Below are 15,852 nucleotides of genomic sequence, written 5' to 3' on the forward strand. Positions count from 1 at the left end.
TTTTCTCGGTAATTTCACCGCAAAAATAAACTTTTTATAGCATTTGCTTCATAATAAATGCATAATAAAACTATTGAAATAAAAAATTACTAATTTTGTGACACTATGATTGAACACCTTCATCCACGAATTATTGAAAACAAAGACTGGGCAACTGCTTTATTTGTCCTGACCTTTGCCGTTGTTGCTATTACGAAGTCAGCTTACGAAAGCCGATTTTCAGAATTCAGCAAGTTGATTTTTTCAGATAAATATGCCAAAATCTACCGTGACAACAGCCACATGAAAAGCAGTTTTACAGTAGGCTTGTTTTTTGTGCAGATTATTTCGTTTGCTTTTTTTATTCAGCTGACGATGCATATTTTTTCTCAAAATTCAAAAAACGCAGCAGATATCGTATTAAAAACCGATTGGATTTTATTTATCCAGATCGCAACATTTCTACTTTATTTTATTCTTGCAAAATATTTAGTCGAGAAAATTGTAGCCACTTCCTTTAATATTGAAGAATTTGTAGATCTTTTTAACCTACAAAAAGTCACTTATCGAACCTATATTGGGGTTTTACTGCTTCCAATCAATGCTGTTTTGTTTTATTATGACAATATTCCAACCATTGTGCCGTTAGCATTGATAGGCATTTCGCTGTGTATAAGCTTATACTCCTATTTTATTTCAATTAAAACGTATCAAAATGCAATAATCAGCAAGTTATTTTATTTTATTTTATATCTTTGCGCTCTTGAAATAGCCCCTTATTATTTTCTCTATTATTGGATAACAAAAGGGAGTGCTTAGAAAATGTTTATAATATGAAAGTGAAAACAATTTTGGTGTCACAGCCTGAACCTAAAGTGGAGAATTCTCCTTACTTTGAGCTCCAACAAAAACACAAAATAAAAATTGATTTCAGACCATTTATTCATGTGGAAGGGGTTAGCGCAAAAGAGATTCGATTACAAAAAATCGATCTTAATCATTACACTGCGATCATTTTAACAAGTCGAAATGCTGTAGATCATTTTTTTAGAGTGGCTGATGAAATGCGTTACAAAGTTCCTGAAGGATTGAAGTATTTTTGTCAATCTGAAGCAGTTGCTTTTTACCTTCAAAAGTATGTTGTGTACAGAAAACGTAAAATTTACGTTGGAGCAAAAGATTTTGCAGACTTATCTCCGCTGATCAAAAAGTACAAAGACGAGAAGTTTTTACTTCCTGCATCTGATCAATTAAATGCAGATGCACCAGTAACGCTGAACAACTTAAAAGTTGATTGGGCACAGGCTATTTTTTACAGAACTGTAATGAGTGACCTTTCTGATTTGGCTGATGTTTATTACGATGTTTTAGCATTTTTTAGCCCAACAGGAATTAAATCTTTGTTTAAAAACTTCCCAGATTTTAAACAAAACAATACCAGAATCGCTGTATTTGGAAGCACAACTCAAAAAGAAGCTTTAGACCATGGTTTAAGAATTGATATTCTTGCTCCAACTCCTGAAACTCCTTCTATGACAATGGCTTTAGAAAAATACATCGCCGAAGCAAACAAAGGAAAGTAAACCTAAGAATAAAAATATACTCCCGAAGCCTCGGGATTAAAATCCAAATTCCAACTAATCACTGGGATTTGGATTTTTTATTTTTATAACAATTTATAAATCAAACACAACCCAATCCCGTGGTTGAAATCACGGGCTGCTATATTTTAAATTGGAATTTTATTTTTCCTTCCTTTTAACTACATTTGATTTCTATTCCAAACCCAAATCACAAAAAATAGTTTCAAATTTTAAGTTATGAAAATTAATTCCCTAATAATTGAAATTGACGGTATCGACAAAGAGATTCTTCGTTATTTAATGGACGATGCCCGAAAACCAATATTACAAATTGCCAATAAAATCGGTATCTCAGGCGCTGCAATTCATCAACGATTAAAAAAACTCGAGCAATCGGGCGTTATTTCAGGATCAAAATTCACTGTTAATCCAAAAGTTTTAGGCTACAACACAATGGCATTCATTGGTGTCTATCTTGACAAAGCTTCCCGAAACTCTGAAGCTGTAAAAGAATTAAGAAAAATTCCAGAAGTTTTAGAATGTCATTATACAACCGGAAACTGGTCGGTTTTGATTAAAATTATTTGTCGCGACAACGAACATTTAATGTCTCTTTTAAACAATAAAATTCAAGCTATTGAAGGAGTGTCAAGAACTGAAACCTTTATTTCGTTGGATCAGCAGATTGACAGGCAGATACAGTTGTAAATTAGAGAATGTGTCAATTTGATAATTAGATAATTTCTTAAAAAAATAATTGTCACCCTGAGCGAAGTCGAAGGCTAGGTTACACACAAGGGCTTCGACTACGCTCAGCCTGACAAATCGTTTGCTAAAAAATACAAAACCCGACAGATTTTAAAAATCTGTCGGGTTTGTTATAAATTATCTAATTGACTAATTTTCTAATTAATCAATTAATTCCTCCTACTTCCAGAATAAATCGAGATATAGTACAAAAGCGTTGCAATCGATCCAATTGCTGCAACTAAATAAGTTCTTGCAGCCCATTTTAAGGCATCTTTAGCTCCTGCTTGCTCCTGTTGTGTCAACATATGCTTATTTTCAAGCCAAGCCAACGCTCTGTTGCTCGCATCATATTCTACTGGCAACGTAATAATCGAAAACAAAGTTGTTGCTGCAAAAAGAATAATACCTACCAATAATAACTGAGGAAAAGCTTTAATCATCAAAATACCAGCAAGCAAGATCCATTGCATGTAATTAGATGCAACGCTTACAACTGGCACTAACTTAGAACGCAGCGTAAGCCATTCATAGCCTATCGCATGTTGAACCGCATGCCCGCATTCGTGCGCTGCGACTGCCGCTGCCGCCGCATTTCGATGATTGTAAACCGCTTCACTTAGATTAACTGTTTTATCAGACGGATTATAATGATCGGTCAATTGACCTGCAACCGAAATAACACGAACATCTCTTATCCCATTATCAGCAAGCATTTTTTCAGCGATTTCTTTACCGCTCATTCCGTTTTGCAACTGCAGTTTCGAATATAATTCGAATTTACTTTTCAGTTTTGAACTTACCATCCAGCTAAACAACATTATAGCTCCGGCAAGAATTATGTATGCACCTCCCATGTTTTTATTTTTTTGATTGAAATTTAAAGTTACAAAACCAATCGCAATTTATGAACCATTTTAACAAAATGACATTTTGACATCTTACATAAAATTGCTTTACCTGTTCGCTATCGCTCGAGTTCAAATGAAAAAAATCCAAATTCAAATACTAATTGGAATTTGGATTTTTAAAAATTGGAACTTATAATAATTGTTGGAATTTGGATTTTTTGATTTGGAATTTAAGATAATTGATTGTTTACTTCTTCAAACTTTTCAATCAGAGCATTTATTTTTGCCTGCTGTTTTTTAATCTGTTTTGGACGAATATAAAACCAGTTAAACAAAATCCAAAGCAAGGTGATTCCATACGTAAGACTTGCACCTCGGACTGTCATTCTGCTTGCATATTCATACATATATAAACAAATTCCAGCGGTTAGAAGCAAAAAGTATAGACTCATCATATTAGTTTGCAAAAACTGCTGCTTCTTTTGAATCAGAATTAATTTTTGAAGATATTCCTGATTCGTCTGCGTTGCATCAATATCTTTATAATTGCTGAATAATTTATTAGAAACAAACAAATAAATCACCATCGCAAGAATCGTTAAAACAATTCCGATTTTAGTTGAAATAAACTGTGGCTGATAATGCATCCAAACAAAAATTATAAACGCACTCGTTGCAAAAAGCATAATATTAGTCATCCATAAACTGCGTAAAGACGCTTTTTTAAACTTGCTAACTCTGGAAAGCAAATCCTGCATATCGGGCTGACTTACGGATTGTTTTTTCCATAAATCTTTAAAATCTATATTGTTATCGTTGTCCATTTTCTTTAAATTTTTGAGTCAATTTTTCTTTTATTCTGTGAATTTTCACCCTTACATTCGCTTCTGAAAGTCCAACAATTTTGGCAATTTCAGTCTGCTTGACTTCTTCCAATTCCAGTGAAATAATGATACGGTCCGTTTCAGGTAATTCGGCAATGCATTTGTATAAAAACTGAATCTGAGGTTCTATTGACTGCTGTTTTTCTTCAGAAAGATGAATTGGCAAATCTGATTTTGGGAAACGCTTTTCTTTTTCAATCTGCCTTAAACAATTATTAGAAGCAATTCTAAAAATCCAAGTTCCAATCGCCGACTCATTTCTAAAAGTATCCAACTTTTGCCAGACAATTATAAATGTTTCCTGAGCCAGATCCTGCGCAATGTCATAATCATTGACAAAACCCATGCAGAGCCTGAATATTCGATCCCAATACGTCTTGTAGATTTGTTCAAATTCCATTCTTATTATTTTATAAAAGTGTTTAATTGTGCCAAATACCAAGCTGCATCATCATACATAATAAAATGCAGACCTTTGCTCGCATATTGAAAATGGGCTGTTTTCAAGTTTTTATACTGATCTTCAATTGCTGGTTTTAAATTTATAAAATAAGACTCTAATAAAATCAACGCTGGACATTTTATCTGTGCGATTTTCGCTCTTAAATCGGTATTGGAAAAATCACAATACATTTGTCCGAATGTTTTCCTGTCTGATTTTACGCTCCAATCCACAACCATATCCATTTTTGAGGCATCAGCCAAAAGTCGTGGCATTGTTTTTTTCTGCATATCCAAAAACTGAGCATCAGTCATGCCTGTCATTTGATTCACAACTGCTGTGCAGTCATTGTTTTCTTTTGATTTAAAAGAAGGATCCATCAGTGCCGCCATACACGGAAGCGCATCTACAACCACAATTTTCCCGATTAATTCTGGATAATCAGCAGCAATGGCAAGTGCTAATCCACCGCCCATACTATGGCCAACTAAGATTGGTTTTACAATTTTATTTTCTTTTATAAAATTGGCGATTTCTGTTTTCCAATTTTCGAATGAAGGATTCACCTGTGGTTTTACTCCGGCAAAACCAGGCATTGTAAGCGTGTAGCAAGTAAACTCTTTTTCGAATGAAGCTTTAGTTTCGTTCCAAACCTCTCCAGAAGAAGCAAATCCGGGAATGAAAATTATAGTTTGTTTTCCCTTTCCGGTTTTAAGAACTTCAAAAGGATATGATTTTGTTTGTGCAAAAACATTTAGACATAATGCAGAGAATAAGAATGCGATAATTAAGATGATATACTTTTTCATTTTTAATAGTTTTAAGTTGTTAATTTAATCGGATCCGTCGTTTGGATACGAGAGCTATTAAAATGTTACAAAAGTTTTTAAAATTTAAATAAAAAAATTCCAAATTCCAATGTTGGTAGGGGTTTTTAACCGCAAAGTGCGCGAAGGTTTACGCAAAGGACGCTAGGTTTTCCGCCACAAATTCACGAATTTTTTTCTATTAATTTGTGAATTCGTGGCGGAAAAAAATAAGCACAAAAAAAATCCCAAACCCCAATCATAAAATTGGAATTTGGAATTTTTATATTGGAATTTAATTCGGTTAACCAACCAAATTAATGATTTTTCCAGGAACAATAATCACCTTATTTGGCGTTCTGCCGTCTAATTGTTTTTGTGTTCTTTCGTCTTTCATTACGATTTGTTCGATTTGTTCTTTGGTTAAATCCAAAGGCAATTCGATGGTGAAACGCATTTTTCCGTTGAAAGAAACTGGATATTCTTTATTTGTTTCAACCAAATGACTTGCCTCAAAAATTGGGAAAGCAACTTCTGAAATTGAAGTTGTATGTCCTAACTGTGACCATAATTCTTCAGCAATATGAGGTGCATATGGTGAAACCAAAATCGCTAACGGCTCTAAAATCGCTCTTGAATGACAATTTTGAGAAGACAATTCATTCACACAAATCATAAATTGGGAAACTGAAGTATTGAAAGAGAAATTCTCAATATCTTCCGCCACTTTTTTGATGGTTTTATGCAATGATTTCAAGTTGTCTTTTGTCGGTTCGTCGTTGTTTACAATTAAACCATTATCATCAAAATACAATCTCCATAATTTTTTCAAGAAACCAAAAACTCCAGAAATACCAGCAGTATTCCAAGGTTTTGCCTGCTCTAACGGACCTAAGAACATTTCGTATAAACGTAATGTATCAGCACCATATTCATCACAAATATCATCTGGCGTTACTACATTGTATTTTGATTTCGACATTTTTTCGACTTCACGACCTACAATGTATTTTCCGTTATCATCTAAAATAAATTCTGCATCAGCGTAATCTTCTCTCCAAGCCTTGAATTTAGCAACATCTAATTCATCAGAAGAATTAACCATTGAAACATCTGCATGAATTGGCTGTACTTTGTGGTCTCCAATTTTATTTTTAGAAACAAAACTATTAGTTCCTTCAATTCTGTAAACAAAAGCACTAGTCCCCAAAATCATTCCCTGATTAATCAGTTTTTTGAATGGTTCTTCTGTTGGCGCAAACCCTTTGTCTTTTAAGAATTTATTCCAAAAACGAGAATACAATAAATGTCCGGTTGCGTGTTCACTTCCACCAATGTATAAATCTACACTTTCCCAATAAGCCAAAGCTTCTTTGCTTGCGAATTCATTTTCATTGTGCGCATCCATATAACGCATCCAATACCATGAACTTCCTGCCCAGCCTGGCATTGTGTTCAATTCCAAAGGAAAAATAGTGACATTGTCAACTAAATCGGTATCAACAACTTTATTTTGTTTTGTATCCCAAGCCCAAACTGCAGCATTTCCTAAAGGAGGCAAACCGTCTTCAGTTGGTAAATATTTTTCTACTTCTGGCAAAATAATTGGCAAATGTTGTGTATCAATCATTTTTGGTAATCCATTCACATAATAAACTGGAAATGGCTCACCCCAATAACGCTGACGAGAGAAAACAGCATCACGCAGACGGTAATTTGTTTTACCAATTCCCTGACCTATTTTTTGCAATTCGCTAATAGCAGCATACGTTGCATTTTTATAATTTAATCCGTTTAAGAAATCAGAATTTGCGATTTCAACGTTGTCTTTTGATCCGTAAGCGGCCTCAGAAATATCAACATTGGCGAAGATATTTTTGATTTCCTGCATTCCGTTTTGACCTTTAAAGAAATTAGCAAACGCATAATCTCTTTCGTCTCCGCAAGGAACCGCCATTACAGCGCCAGTTCCGTAACCTGCCAAAACATAATCACCAATCCAAACCGGAATGGCTTCTTTCGTAAAAGGATGCTCCGCATAAGCACCTGTAAATACTCCCGAAATGGTTTTTACATCGGCCATACGCTCACGTTCAGAACGTTTTGCAGTTTTTTCAATATACGCCTCAACTGCTGCTTTTTGTTCTGGAGTTGTAATTTTAGCAACCAAATCATGTTCTGGTGCCAAAGTCATAAAAGTAACTCCAAAAATAGTATCAGGACGAGTAGTGAAAACTTCGATTACTTCATCGTGATTTTTCACATTAAAAGTCACCAAAGCACCAACCGATTTCCCAATCCAGTTTCTTTGAGATTCTTTTATAGACTCACTCCAATCGATATCATTTAGACCTTGAAGCAAACGTTCGGCATAAGCAGAAATTCGCATACTCCATTGTGTCATTTTTTTTCTTATAACAGGAAAGCCTCCACGCTCAGAAACTCCGTTTACAATTTCGTCATTTGCCAAGACAGTTCCTAAGCCAGGACACCAGTTCACTTCGGTTTCAGCCAAATAGGTCATTCTGTACTGCAACAGGATTTTTTCTTTTTGATCTTCAGAATAGGAGTTCCATTCCTCAGCAGTAAAAATCGCTACGTTGTCATCACAAACGGCTTCAACTAATTTATTTCCTTCTTCTTCAAAAACTTTTACAAGCTCAGAAATTTCAAAAGCTTTTCCTTGTTTTCTGCAATACCAAGAATTGAACAATTGGATAAAAATCCATTGTGTATGTTTGTAATAATCCGGATTTGATGTACGCACTTCGCGCGCCCAATCAAATGAAAATCCGATTTTATCTAATTGTTTTCTGTATCCCGCAATTTGCTTTCCTTCTTTATCAACTCCGCCGTCAATATTTACACGAGTTGTATCTTCCGGACGCTGTCCTGTCTGAATTGCATATTGTTCTGCCGGCAATCCAAAACTGTCGTAACCCATTGGATGCAAAACATTGAAACCTTGATGTCTTTTGAAACGAGAATACACATCTGAAGCTATATAACCCAGCGGATGCCCAACGTGTAATCCTGCTCCAGACGGATAAGGAAACATATCGAGAACATAATGTTTAGGTTTTTCAGAGTTATTTTTTGCTGCAAAAGTTTGATTTTCTGCCCAATATTTTTGCCATTTGGCGTCAATTTCGTTTGGATTGTATTTCATTTCTAAGTGACTAAGATTCTAAGTGACTAAGGTTCTAAGGCTTTTCACTAATTAATTATCGCGCAAATTTACATTTATTGTCGCTTGTTCCAAAGCTATTTCACTGACAAACAAATAAAATAACAAAATACTTATTTTTAATTACGTAAAAATACTTATGTTTGTAATTCAAAATACGTATCAAATATTTTCTTTTTATAAAACATTTGAAAAAAAAGAAAGAATACTTTTACGCACTAATCTTTATTTTTACAAAGTTATTTAAAGAACAAAATGAGTATAAATAAAAAATATTCGATTGAAGTTCGGGTTTGGATTGAAGAAGCCGATGGTCCATTTCTAGGAATTGGAAAAATCTGGCTTCTAGAAAACATTCAGAAAACTGGATCGATTACGAATGCAGCGAAAGAAATGAAAATGGCGTATCGTCAGGCTTGGCAATTGGTTGAAGAAATGAATCAGCGTGCCGAAAATCCGTTGGTCGAAAAATTGCTTGGCGGAAAAGGCGGTGGTGGCGCGCGATTAACTGAAGCCGGAGAAAGAGCAATCACTGTTTTTTACGAAGTTGAAAAACGCATTAAAGAGTTTGCTCAAAAAGAAACACAGAATCTGAAATTTTAAAAACAAATATTTAAACACATAGAAATATACCTTTAGTTACCTAAAAAAGGTGTTTCACTCATTTCAATACACATAGCTGATCTATGTTTCTATGCATTTAAAAAACCAAGATCATTTTTTTTAACCTTCAGTGTTCATTTTAAAACATACTGAAAGAAAACCAAAGACATGAACCAAAAACTATATCTGCTCTTTATTTTTATCAGCCTGAAAAGTTTTTCACAAACTGAAAATTCTAAAGCAAAGCAAGACAGCATCAAAAAAGAAGAACTAAGCGAAGTTGTTATTACAGCCTCTCGCCGTTCTGAGAATATTATGCGTTCTCCTATCAGCATCGAACAATTAAAATCGGCGGAAGCCAAAAAAATGGGATCGCCAAGCATTTACGAAGCGCTTGAAAATGTAAAAGGCGTTCAAATTATTACGCCAAGTTTAGGTTTTAAAGTAATCAACACTCGTGGTTTTGCTAATTCTACAAATGTAAGATTTGCGCAATTGGTAGACGGAATTGACAATCAGGCACCACACTTGGGCGCACCAATTGCAAATGCTTTGGGCGCTAATGACCTTGATATTGATAAAATCGAAATAATTCCAGGAACCGCCGCCGCTTTGTATGGAATGAACGCCATTAATGGTTTAGCAAATATTCAAACTAAAAATCCTTTTGAATATCAAGGCGTCAGTATTCAGCAATTAACTGGCATAAATCATGTGGGGAATATTGACCGATTTTCGCCAAAAGTATATTCGCAGTTTAATCTAAGATTTGCAAAAGCTTTCAATGAAAAATTGGCGCTTAAAGTAAATGCTTCGACAACCGGAGGAACAGATTGGGTTGCCGATGACAGAACCGATTTAGCTCCAAATGCAAATGCATCGACAGGTTTATTTGGTGCAGATAATCCGGCTTATGACGAAGTTAATGGCTACGGAAACGAATCGGCAAACCGAAAAACCTTAAACCTAAACGGCAAAAATTATGTTGTGGCCAGAACAGGTTATCGCGAAACGGATATTTCAGATTATGGAATCAAAAATTATAAAGCTGATGTCGGATTTTATTTTCGCCCAAAACCGGGAAATGAACTTTCTGTATCATACAAAACAGCTTTAATAAACACGATTTATCAGCGTTCAAACCGATTTAGACTTGACAATTACACACTAAATCAATTTGCTGTTGATTATCATTCTACCGTTTTTCAGGTAAAAGCCTACGCAACAACAGAGAACACGGGCGATTCATACAATATGCGTTCCCTTGCCGAAAATATGGACCGCGCTTATAAATCTGATGACAAATGGTTTTCCGATTATACAACTGCCTACAAAAACGCCATAACAGGCGGTGCAACAGTCGCAGATGCACACAGAATTGCCAGAACGCAAAGTGATCAAGGAAGGTTTATTCCTGGAACTGAAGCTTATGAAAAGAAAAAAGAAGAATTGATTGATATCAACAATTGGGATATTGGCGCCGCTTTGCGCGTAAAATCAACTTTAGTTCATGGCGAAGGATTAATTAATTGGGATAAAGCTTTTGCCCATTTCTTCGAAAAAATGGATGCAAAACTATTAAGCGGACTGGATTATAGAAACTACATCATTGTTCCAGACGGCAATTATTTTATTAATCCTGTTCATGCTGACGAAAATTTAACCTATCAAAAAACGGGCGGATTTACACAATTGACAAAAGATTTCTTCAATTCAAAATTACGTTTGGGCGCAACAGTAAGAGTTGATAAAGCCGATTATTTTGAAGCCAAATTCACGCCACAGTTTACTGCAGTTTATTCGCCAAAAGAAAGTTTAAATTTTAGAGCTTCGTATCAAAACGGGTACCGTTTTCCGAGTATTTTTGAGGGTTTTTCGAATGTGAATTCGGGAGGTGTAAAACGTGTTGGCGGATTGCGAATCATGTCTGACGGAATTTTTGAAAACTCATATACGAAAGCTTCCATTGATAAATTTCAGGCACAGGTAAATACTGATGTCAATACAAATGGCTTGACTCAGGCGCAGGCAATCGAAAAAAATAAAAATACGATTCAGAAAAATCCATACACCTATTTAGAACCTGAATTTGTGAAATCCTTTGAAGTTGGTTTTAGAGGAATAACATTAAACCGAAACCTTTTTATTGATGCCGATTTCTATTACAACTCCTATAAAAATTTCATCGCCCAAGTCGAAGCCAGCATTCCAAATACTACAGATCCAAATCAGATTCCGACTGCATTATATTCAAAAAACAGCCAAAATCGCTATAGACTCTGGACAAATTCTAAAAGTAAAATCTACAATTACGGCGGAAGTTTAGGTTTGAAATATCGACTTGATGAAACTTTTACTGCTTTAACCAATCTTACTTATACAAAACTCGACCGAACAGATGATAAAGACGGACTTGAAGACGGCTTCAACACACCTGAATTCAACGTCAACGGAACGCTAATGGCGCAAAACATCTGGAAAAATCTCGGTGCAAGTGTTACAGCGCGCTATCAAAACAATTTTGATTACGTTTCTTTTTTAGTCAGCGGCACTGTTCCTGCCTATTGGTCGATGGATGCACAGGTTAATTATTATTTCAAAAAATCAGGTATTACAACAAAACTAGGTGGCACGAATATTTTAAATAAAGCGTATACATCAATTCTAGGCGGACCATCAATTGGCGGCTTGTATTATTTATCATTAGTATGGGAAACCAAAAAACTCTAAATCATTAATTCTATGAAAATTAAAAATTACATTCTTATTTTTCTAATTGCATTTTCTTGTGCGATGTGTAATTCTTCTAAAAAAGAAGAAAAAGTTGCAGCTGAAAAAACTTCAGAAACAAAAAAACTTGATCATGACCTGCTTTCGGTAGAAGACAGTTTGAAATTAGTAAATCATCAAATCGAAGTAAAGGGTGATGTCGAATTTCCGTTGCAATTGACTGTTGATTCATTAAGAAAAATGAAAGTTGTTACAATTGACAATCTAAAAATAACTGGCAAAAACGGAGAAGTCAAAAGAGAAATTAAAGTTTGTAAAGGAGTGCTTTTAAAAGATATTTTAGAAAAAGCAAAAATCAAACAAGAAGATCATAAAGACCGCAATTTTTATATCGTTGCAAGAGCTTCAGACGATTATAAAGCTACTTTTTCTTGGGCAGAAATTTTCAATAATCCAACAGGTGAAAATGCCTTTATTCTTTTTGAAGAAAATGGAAAACCGTTAAAAAATGGCGAAATGATTGCTATTTGCAGAAACGATATTAGAACCGGGCCAAGACATGTTTATTGGTTAAAAAGCATTGAAGTTTATAAAGTCAACTAAGGTTCTGAGATGCAGTCCCGAGAGCTATCGGGACTAATGTGCAATGTTTTTTTGCTCCCAGAGTCGCAAAGTCGCAAAGTTTTAAAATTGATTGAAGAAAAACTTTGCGACTCTGCGACTTTGCGCGATTCAAACAATTTTTCATGCAAACTTTGTGTACTTTGCGGTTAAACCTATTTTTTATTCAATATCAAATTGTACATTTATGGTATAAAAGTTCGTTATTAACTTTAAATAAAGAAATTCTTTATTATTTTTACCACATAATTTAAGCAGACTATGAGTTCTAACTTTGATAAATTTCAAAAACGCAGGTTAATTTCCTCTTATTTTTCGGTAGTATTAAGTGTATTCTTGGTTTTATTCCTTTTAGGAGTACTGGGATTATTCATCATTAATTCTAAAAAACTGGCAGATGATTTTAAAGAAAAAATCGCCATGACCGTTTTCTTTAAAAATGAAGCAAATGACAGCGTTATCAAAGCGTTTAATACCGAATTAAAAAGAGCTCCTTTTGCAAAATCTTTTGTTTATGTAACCAAAGAAAAAGCGGCGAAAGAGCACACTGATATTATTGGAGAAGATTTCCTTACTTTCTTGGGAGAAAATCCGTTATTGAATTCATACGACATTCACCTAAAAGCAGATTATGTTGAAAGAGACAGCATCTTAAAAATTGAAAGCGGTCTGCGCAAAAACACCATGATTGAAGATATTGTTTACGACAAACAATTAGTAAATCTGGTAAATGACAATATCAAAAAAGTAAGTATGTGGATTTTGATCATCAGCGGTTTCTTGACTATAATTGCCGTTTTATTGATCAACAGTTCACTTCGTTTATCAATACATTCAAACCGTTTTATCATTAAAACAATGCAAATGGTTGGTGCGACTAAATCATTTATCCGCAAGCCTTTTGTGACAAGAAGCGTTAAATTAGGAATGCTTGGCGCTGCTTTGGCCATCGTTGCATTGATTGGGCTTTTAATTTATGTTGAAACTAATTTCCCAGGTTTAGGAATTTTAGAAGACAAAGCCTTAATTGGATTGGTTTTATTGGCCGTTTTCGGATTAGGCGTTTTAATTACTTGGGTAAGCACGCATTTTGCAACACAACGTTTCTTAAACTTAAGAACAGACGATTTATACTAGTACTAAGTCGCAATTTTAAGTTTTCAGTATTAAATAAAATGCCTTCGGCTACGCTCAGGCTGACAATAAATAAAACATCTTGGGTATTGCTCAGGACAGCAAAAGAAATAAAATGAAAAACAACAATAAAGAAGAACAACAAGTTCAAAAACAGGAATTCCTTTTTGACGGCATCAACTACAAAATCTTATTGATCGGAATTGGTGTTATTGCGCTAGGATTTATTCTAATGTCTGGCGGAGGAAGTACTGACCCGAATGTTTTTAATGAAGATATTTTTAGCTTTAGACGTATTCGTTTAGCGCCAACAACCGTTTTAATTGGTTTTGGAATCACGATTTATTCTATTTTCAAAAAATCTAAATAAAATAGATCTCGGATTTTTAATTGGACTGCCCTTCGACTTCGCTCAGGGTGACAATCTGAAATCTGAAATCTGAAATCTAAAATTCTCCATGAATACATTACAAGCTATCGTTCTTGCCATTATTGAAGGAATTACAGAGTTTTTGCCTGTTTCTTCAACTGGACACATGATTATTGCCTCTTCTTTTTTCGGGATTGCACACGAAGATTTTACCAAACTTTTTACGATTGTTATTCAGCTTGGCGCTATTCTTTCAGTAGTCGTTTTATATTTTAAACGATTTTTTCAAACGCTTGATTTTTACTTTAAACTTTTAGTTGCGTTTATTCCTGCCGTTGTTTTAGGATTATTACTAAGCGATTTTATTGATGGCTTATTAGAAAATCCTGTTACAGTTGCTATCTCGCTTTTAATTGGAGGATTGATTTTATTAAAAGTTGACGAATGGTTCAACAACCCAAATACTGCTGAAACTTCACAAGAAATCACTTATTTACAGGCCCTTAAAATTGGTTTATTTCAATGTATTGCTATGATTCCAGGAGTTTCTCGAAGCGGTGCCAGCATCGTTGGTGGAATGTCTCAAAAATTAAGCAGAACAACAGCCGCTGAATTTTCATTTTTTCTTGCTGTTCCAACAATGCTTGGCGCTACCGTAAAAAAATGCTACGATTATTACAAAGCTGGTTTTGAATTATCGCAAGATCAAACCACAATATTGGTTATTGGAAACGTTGTTGCTTTTATTGTAGCACTTTTAGCAATTAAAACTTTCATTGGATTTTTGACTAAAAATGGTTTCAAAGTTTTTGGCTATTACCGAATCATTGCCGGAATTGTTTTATTGCTGATTCACTTTTTAATTCACCCGCTTACCATTATATAATGACAACTGAAGAATATTTAGACGGACAAGTTTTATTGATTGACAAACCTTTAAAATGGAGTTCGTTTCAAGCTGTCAATAAGTTAAAATACCTTTTAATTAATAAAGTCGGACTTCCAAAAAAGTTCAAAATTGGGCACGCCGGAACTTTAGATCCATTAGCGACAGGCCTATTACTAATTTGTACAGGAAAATTCACCAAAAGAATATCTGAACTTCAGGGTCAGGCAAAAGAATATACGGGAACCTTTTATATTGGAGCTACTACTCCATCTTACGATTTAGAAACAGAAATCGATGAGACTTTCCCAACTTCACATATTGATGATGCTTTGATTCAGGAAACCGTAAAACAATTTTTAGGTGAAATTGATCAAAAACCGCCTATTTTTTCTGCTATTAAAAAAGACGGCGTTCGTTTGTACGAACATGCGCGCGCAGGCGAAACGGTAGAAATTGCCAGCAGAAAAACAACAATACACGAATTTGAGATTACTCGTATTGCTTTGCCCGAAGTTGATTTTAGAGTAGTTTGTTCTAAAGGAACTTATATTCGTTCCCTTGCTTTTGATTTTGGAAAAGCGATGAATTCCGGTTCACACTTAACCGTTTTACGCCGAACAAAAATTGGTGATTATGATGTTAAAAATGCAATTGACATTACTTTATTTGAAGAAAGTTTAAAGTAATTGCCAAAGTAAAATGCATAAAAAAGCACATTACAACATAATCGTAATGTGCCCAGCTCGTAAATCAAAGTATAGTTATTCCATACTTATTTCCCCTGAGTTAATAGTGAGGCACATTTTTCCCTCCAAATAAAAATGTAGAAAAGAAATCATAAAATCTTTCGAATAACTTTTTCATAGCAGTGCATTTTTTAATAGTTAAACATTAAATAAACACCAATAAAAAGAGTAAATCAGAAAATTAATAATAGAAGTGGGATAGTGTTACTAAATTACAAAATTTTGAATGAAATAAAAATTTTAGACTCATTATTTAACATCTTATTTTATTTATTATCAA

15 protein-coding genes are annotated in these 15,852 nt (G+C 34.4%); 10 read left to right on the top strand and 5 right to left on the bottom strand.

The window, feature by feature from the left end:
- The first annotated feature begins 105 nt into the window (after positions 1–105).
- The 3 genes from GKZ88_RS15345 (at position 106) to GKZ88_RS15355 (ending at position 2,270) form a co-directional block, all read left to right on the top strand.
- Positions 106–798: a DUF4271 domain-containing protein gene (locus GKZ88_RS15345; protein ID WP_155103234.1), complete on the top strand. Its 693-nt coding sequence runs from the start codon at positions 106–108 to the stop codon at positions 796–798.
- Between the two features lie 14 nt (positions 799–812).
- A complete protein-coding gene (locus GKZ88_RS15350; protein WP_035653304.1) occupies positions 813–1,562 on the top strand; it encodes a uroporphyrinogen-III synthase in 750 nt (249 codons plus the stop codon).
- 237 nt (positions 1,563–1,799) lie between these two features.
- Positions 1,800–2,270: an Lrp/AsnC ligand binding domain-containing protein gene (locus GKZ88_RS15355; RefSeq protein ID WP_035653302.1), complete on the top strand. Its 471-nt coding sequence runs from the start codon at positions 1,800–1,802 to the stop codon at positions 2,268–2,270.
- Positions 2,271–2,479: 209 nt separating this feature from the next.
- Here GKZ88_RS15355 and GKZ88_RS15360 read toward each other — a convergent pair whose 3' ends face one another.
- From GKZ88_RS15360 to leuS, 5 genes are all read right to left on the bottom strand, one after another.
- Positions 2,480–3,166: a zinc metallopeptidase gene (locus GKZ88_RS15360; protein ID WP_155103235.1), complete on the bottom strand. Its 687-nt coding sequence runs from the start codon at positions 3,164–3,166 to the stop codon at positions 2,480–2,482.
- Between the two features lie 224 nt (positions 3,167–3,390).
- The gene (locus tag GKZ88_RS15365) at positions 3,391–3,984 is read right to left on the bottom strand and encodes a hypothetical protein (protein WP_155103236.1); all 594 of its coding nucleotides are present in this window, start codon (positions 3,982–3,984) and stop codon (positions 3,391–3,393) included.
- The gene (locus GKZ88_RS15370; protein WP_155103237.1) at positions 3,971–4,444 is read right to left on the bottom strand and encodes an RNA polymerase sigma factor; all 474 of its coding nucleotides are present in this window, start codon (positions 4,442–4,444) and stop codon (positions 3,971–3,973) included. The genes GKZ88_RS15365 and GKZ88_RS15370 overlap by 14 nt, the downstream gene beginning before the upstream one ends.
- A 5-nt stretch (positions 4,445–4,449) precedes the next feature.
- On the bottom strand, positions 4,450–5,295 hold the full coding sequence (locus GKZ88_RS15375; RefSeq protein WP_155103238.1) for an alpha/beta hydrolase: 846 nt from the start codon (positions 5,293–5,295) through the stop codon (positions 4,450–4,452).
- 301 nt (positions 5,296–5,596) lie between these two features.
- Entirely contained in the window at positions 5,597–8,461 is a 2,865-nt protein-coding gene (gene leuS, locus GKZ88_RS15380; RefSeq protein WP_155103239.1) for a leucine--tRNA ligase, read from the bottom strand.
- Positions 8,462–8,734: 273 nt separating this feature from the next.
- Here leuS and GKZ88_RS15385 point away from each other — a divergent pair, with 273 nt between their 5' ends.
- From GKZ88_RS15385 to truB, 7 genes are all read left to right on the top strand, one after another.
- A complete protein-coding gene (locus tag GKZ88_RS15385) occupies positions 8,735–9,082 on the top strand; it encodes a LysR family transcriptional regulator (RefSeq protein ID WP_155103240.1) in 348 nt (115 codons plus the stop codon).
- 168 nt (positions 9,083–9,250) lie between these two features.
- Positions 9,251–11,812: a TonB-dependent receptor gene (locus GKZ88_RS15390; protein ID WP_155103241.1), complete on the top strand. Its 2,562-nt coding sequence runs from the start codon at positions 9,251–9,253 to the stop codon at positions 11,810–11,812.
- Positions 11,813–11,824: 12 nt separating this feature from the next.
- Entirely contained in the window at positions 11,825–12,415 is a 591-nt protein-coding gene (locus GKZ88_RS15395) for a molybdopterin-dependent oxidoreductase (RefSeq protein ID WP_155103242.1), read from the top strand.
- 279 nt (positions 12,416–12,694) lie between these two features.
- Complete coding sequence (locus tag GKZ88_RS15400) at positions 12,695–13,570, top strand: permease-like cell division protein FtsX (protein ID WP_155103243.1); 876 nt, start codon at positions 12,695–12,697, stop codon at positions 13,568–13,570.
- A 112-nt stretch (positions 13,571–13,682) separates the two neighbouring features.
- Entirely contained in the window at positions 13,683–13,937 is a 255-nt protein-coding gene (locus tag GKZ88_RS15405) for a DUF3098 domain-containing protein (RefSeq protein ID WP_155103244.1), read from the top strand.
- A gap of 88 nt (positions 13,938–14,025) precedes the next feature.
- Complete coding sequence (locus GKZ88_RS15410; RefSeq protein ID WP_155103245.1) at positions 14,026–14,823, top strand: undecaprenyl-diphosphate phosphatase; 798 nt, start codon at positions 14,026–14,028, stop codon at positions 14,821–14,823.
- Positions 14,823–15,512, top strand: coding sequence for a tRNA pseudouridine(55) synthase TruB (gene truB / locus GKZ88_RS15415; protein ID WP_155103246.1), 690 nt, complete (start codon positions 14,823–14,825; stop codon positions 15,510–15,512). The genes GKZ88_RS15410 and truB overlap by 1 nt, the downstream gene beginning before the upstream one ends.
- Positions 15,513–15,852 lie beyond the last annotated feature (340 nt).

It is taken from the genome of Flavobacterium sp. LC2016-01 (assembly GCF_009711135.1).
Classification (GTDB): Bacteria; Bacteroidota; Bacteroidia; order Flavobacteriales; family Flavobacteriaceae; genus Flavobacterium.

Bases quoted from the DNA above. Each gene is read 5' to 3' on its own strand.
- truB (WP_155103246.1), top strand. From the start codon at position 14,823: ATGACAACTGAAGAATATTTAGACGGACAAGTTTTATTGATTGACAAA.
- GKZ88_RS15345 (WP_155103234.1), top strand. From the start codon at position 106: ATGATTGAACACCTTCATCCACGAATTATTGAAAACAAAGACTGGGCA.
- GKZ88_RS15350 (WP_035653304.1), top strand. From the start codon at position 813: ATGAAAGTGAAAACAATTTTGGTGTCACAGCCTGAACCTAAAGTGGAG.
- GKZ88_RS15400 (WP_155103243.1), top strand. From the start codon at position 12,695: ATGAGTTCTAACTTTGATAAATTTCAAAAACGCAGGTTAATTTCCTCT.
- GKZ88_RS15360 (WP_155103235.1), bottom strand. From the start codon at position 3,166: ATGGGAGGTGCATACATAATTCTTGCCGGAGCTATAATGTTGTTTAGC.
- GKZ88_RS15375 (WP_155103238.1), bottom strand. From the start codon at position 5,295: ATGAAAAAGTATATCATCTTAATTATCGCATTCTTATTCTCTGCATTA.
- GKZ88_RS15405 (WP_155103244.1), top strand. From the start codon at position 13,683: ATGAAAAACAACAATAAAGAAGAACAACAAGTTCAAAAACAGGAATTC.
- GKZ88_RS15385 (WP_155103240.1), top strand. From the start codon at position 8,735: ATGAGTATAAATAAAAAATATTCGATTGAAGTTCGGGTTTGGATTGAA.
- GKZ88_RS15355 (WP_035653302.1), top strand. From the start codon at position 1,800: ATGAAAATTAATTCCCTAATAATTGAAATTGACGGTATCGACAAAGAG.
- GKZ88_RS15395 (WP_155103242.1), top strand. From the start codon at position 11,825: ATGAAAATTAAAAATTACATTCTTATTTTTCTAATTGCATTTTCTTGT.
- GKZ88_RS15370 (WP_155103237.1), bottom strand. From the start codon at position 4,444: ATGGAATTTGAACAAATCTACAAGACGTATTGGGATCGAATATTCAGG.
- GKZ88_RS15410 (WP_155103245.1), top strand. From the start codon at position 14,026: ATGAATACATTACAAGCTATCGTTCTTGCCATTATTGAAGGAATTACA.
- leuS (WP_155103239.1), bottom strand. From the start codon at position 8,461: ATGAAATACAATCCAAACGAAATTGACGCCAAATGGCAAAAATATTGG.
- GKZ88_RS15365 (WP_155103236.1), bottom strand. From the start codon at position 3,984: ATGGACAACGATAACAATATAGATTTTAAAGATTTATGGAAAAAACAA.
- GKZ88_RS15390 (WP_155103241.1), top strand. From the start codon at position 9,251: ATGAACCAAAAACTATATCTGCTCTTTATTTTTATCAGCCTGAAAAGT.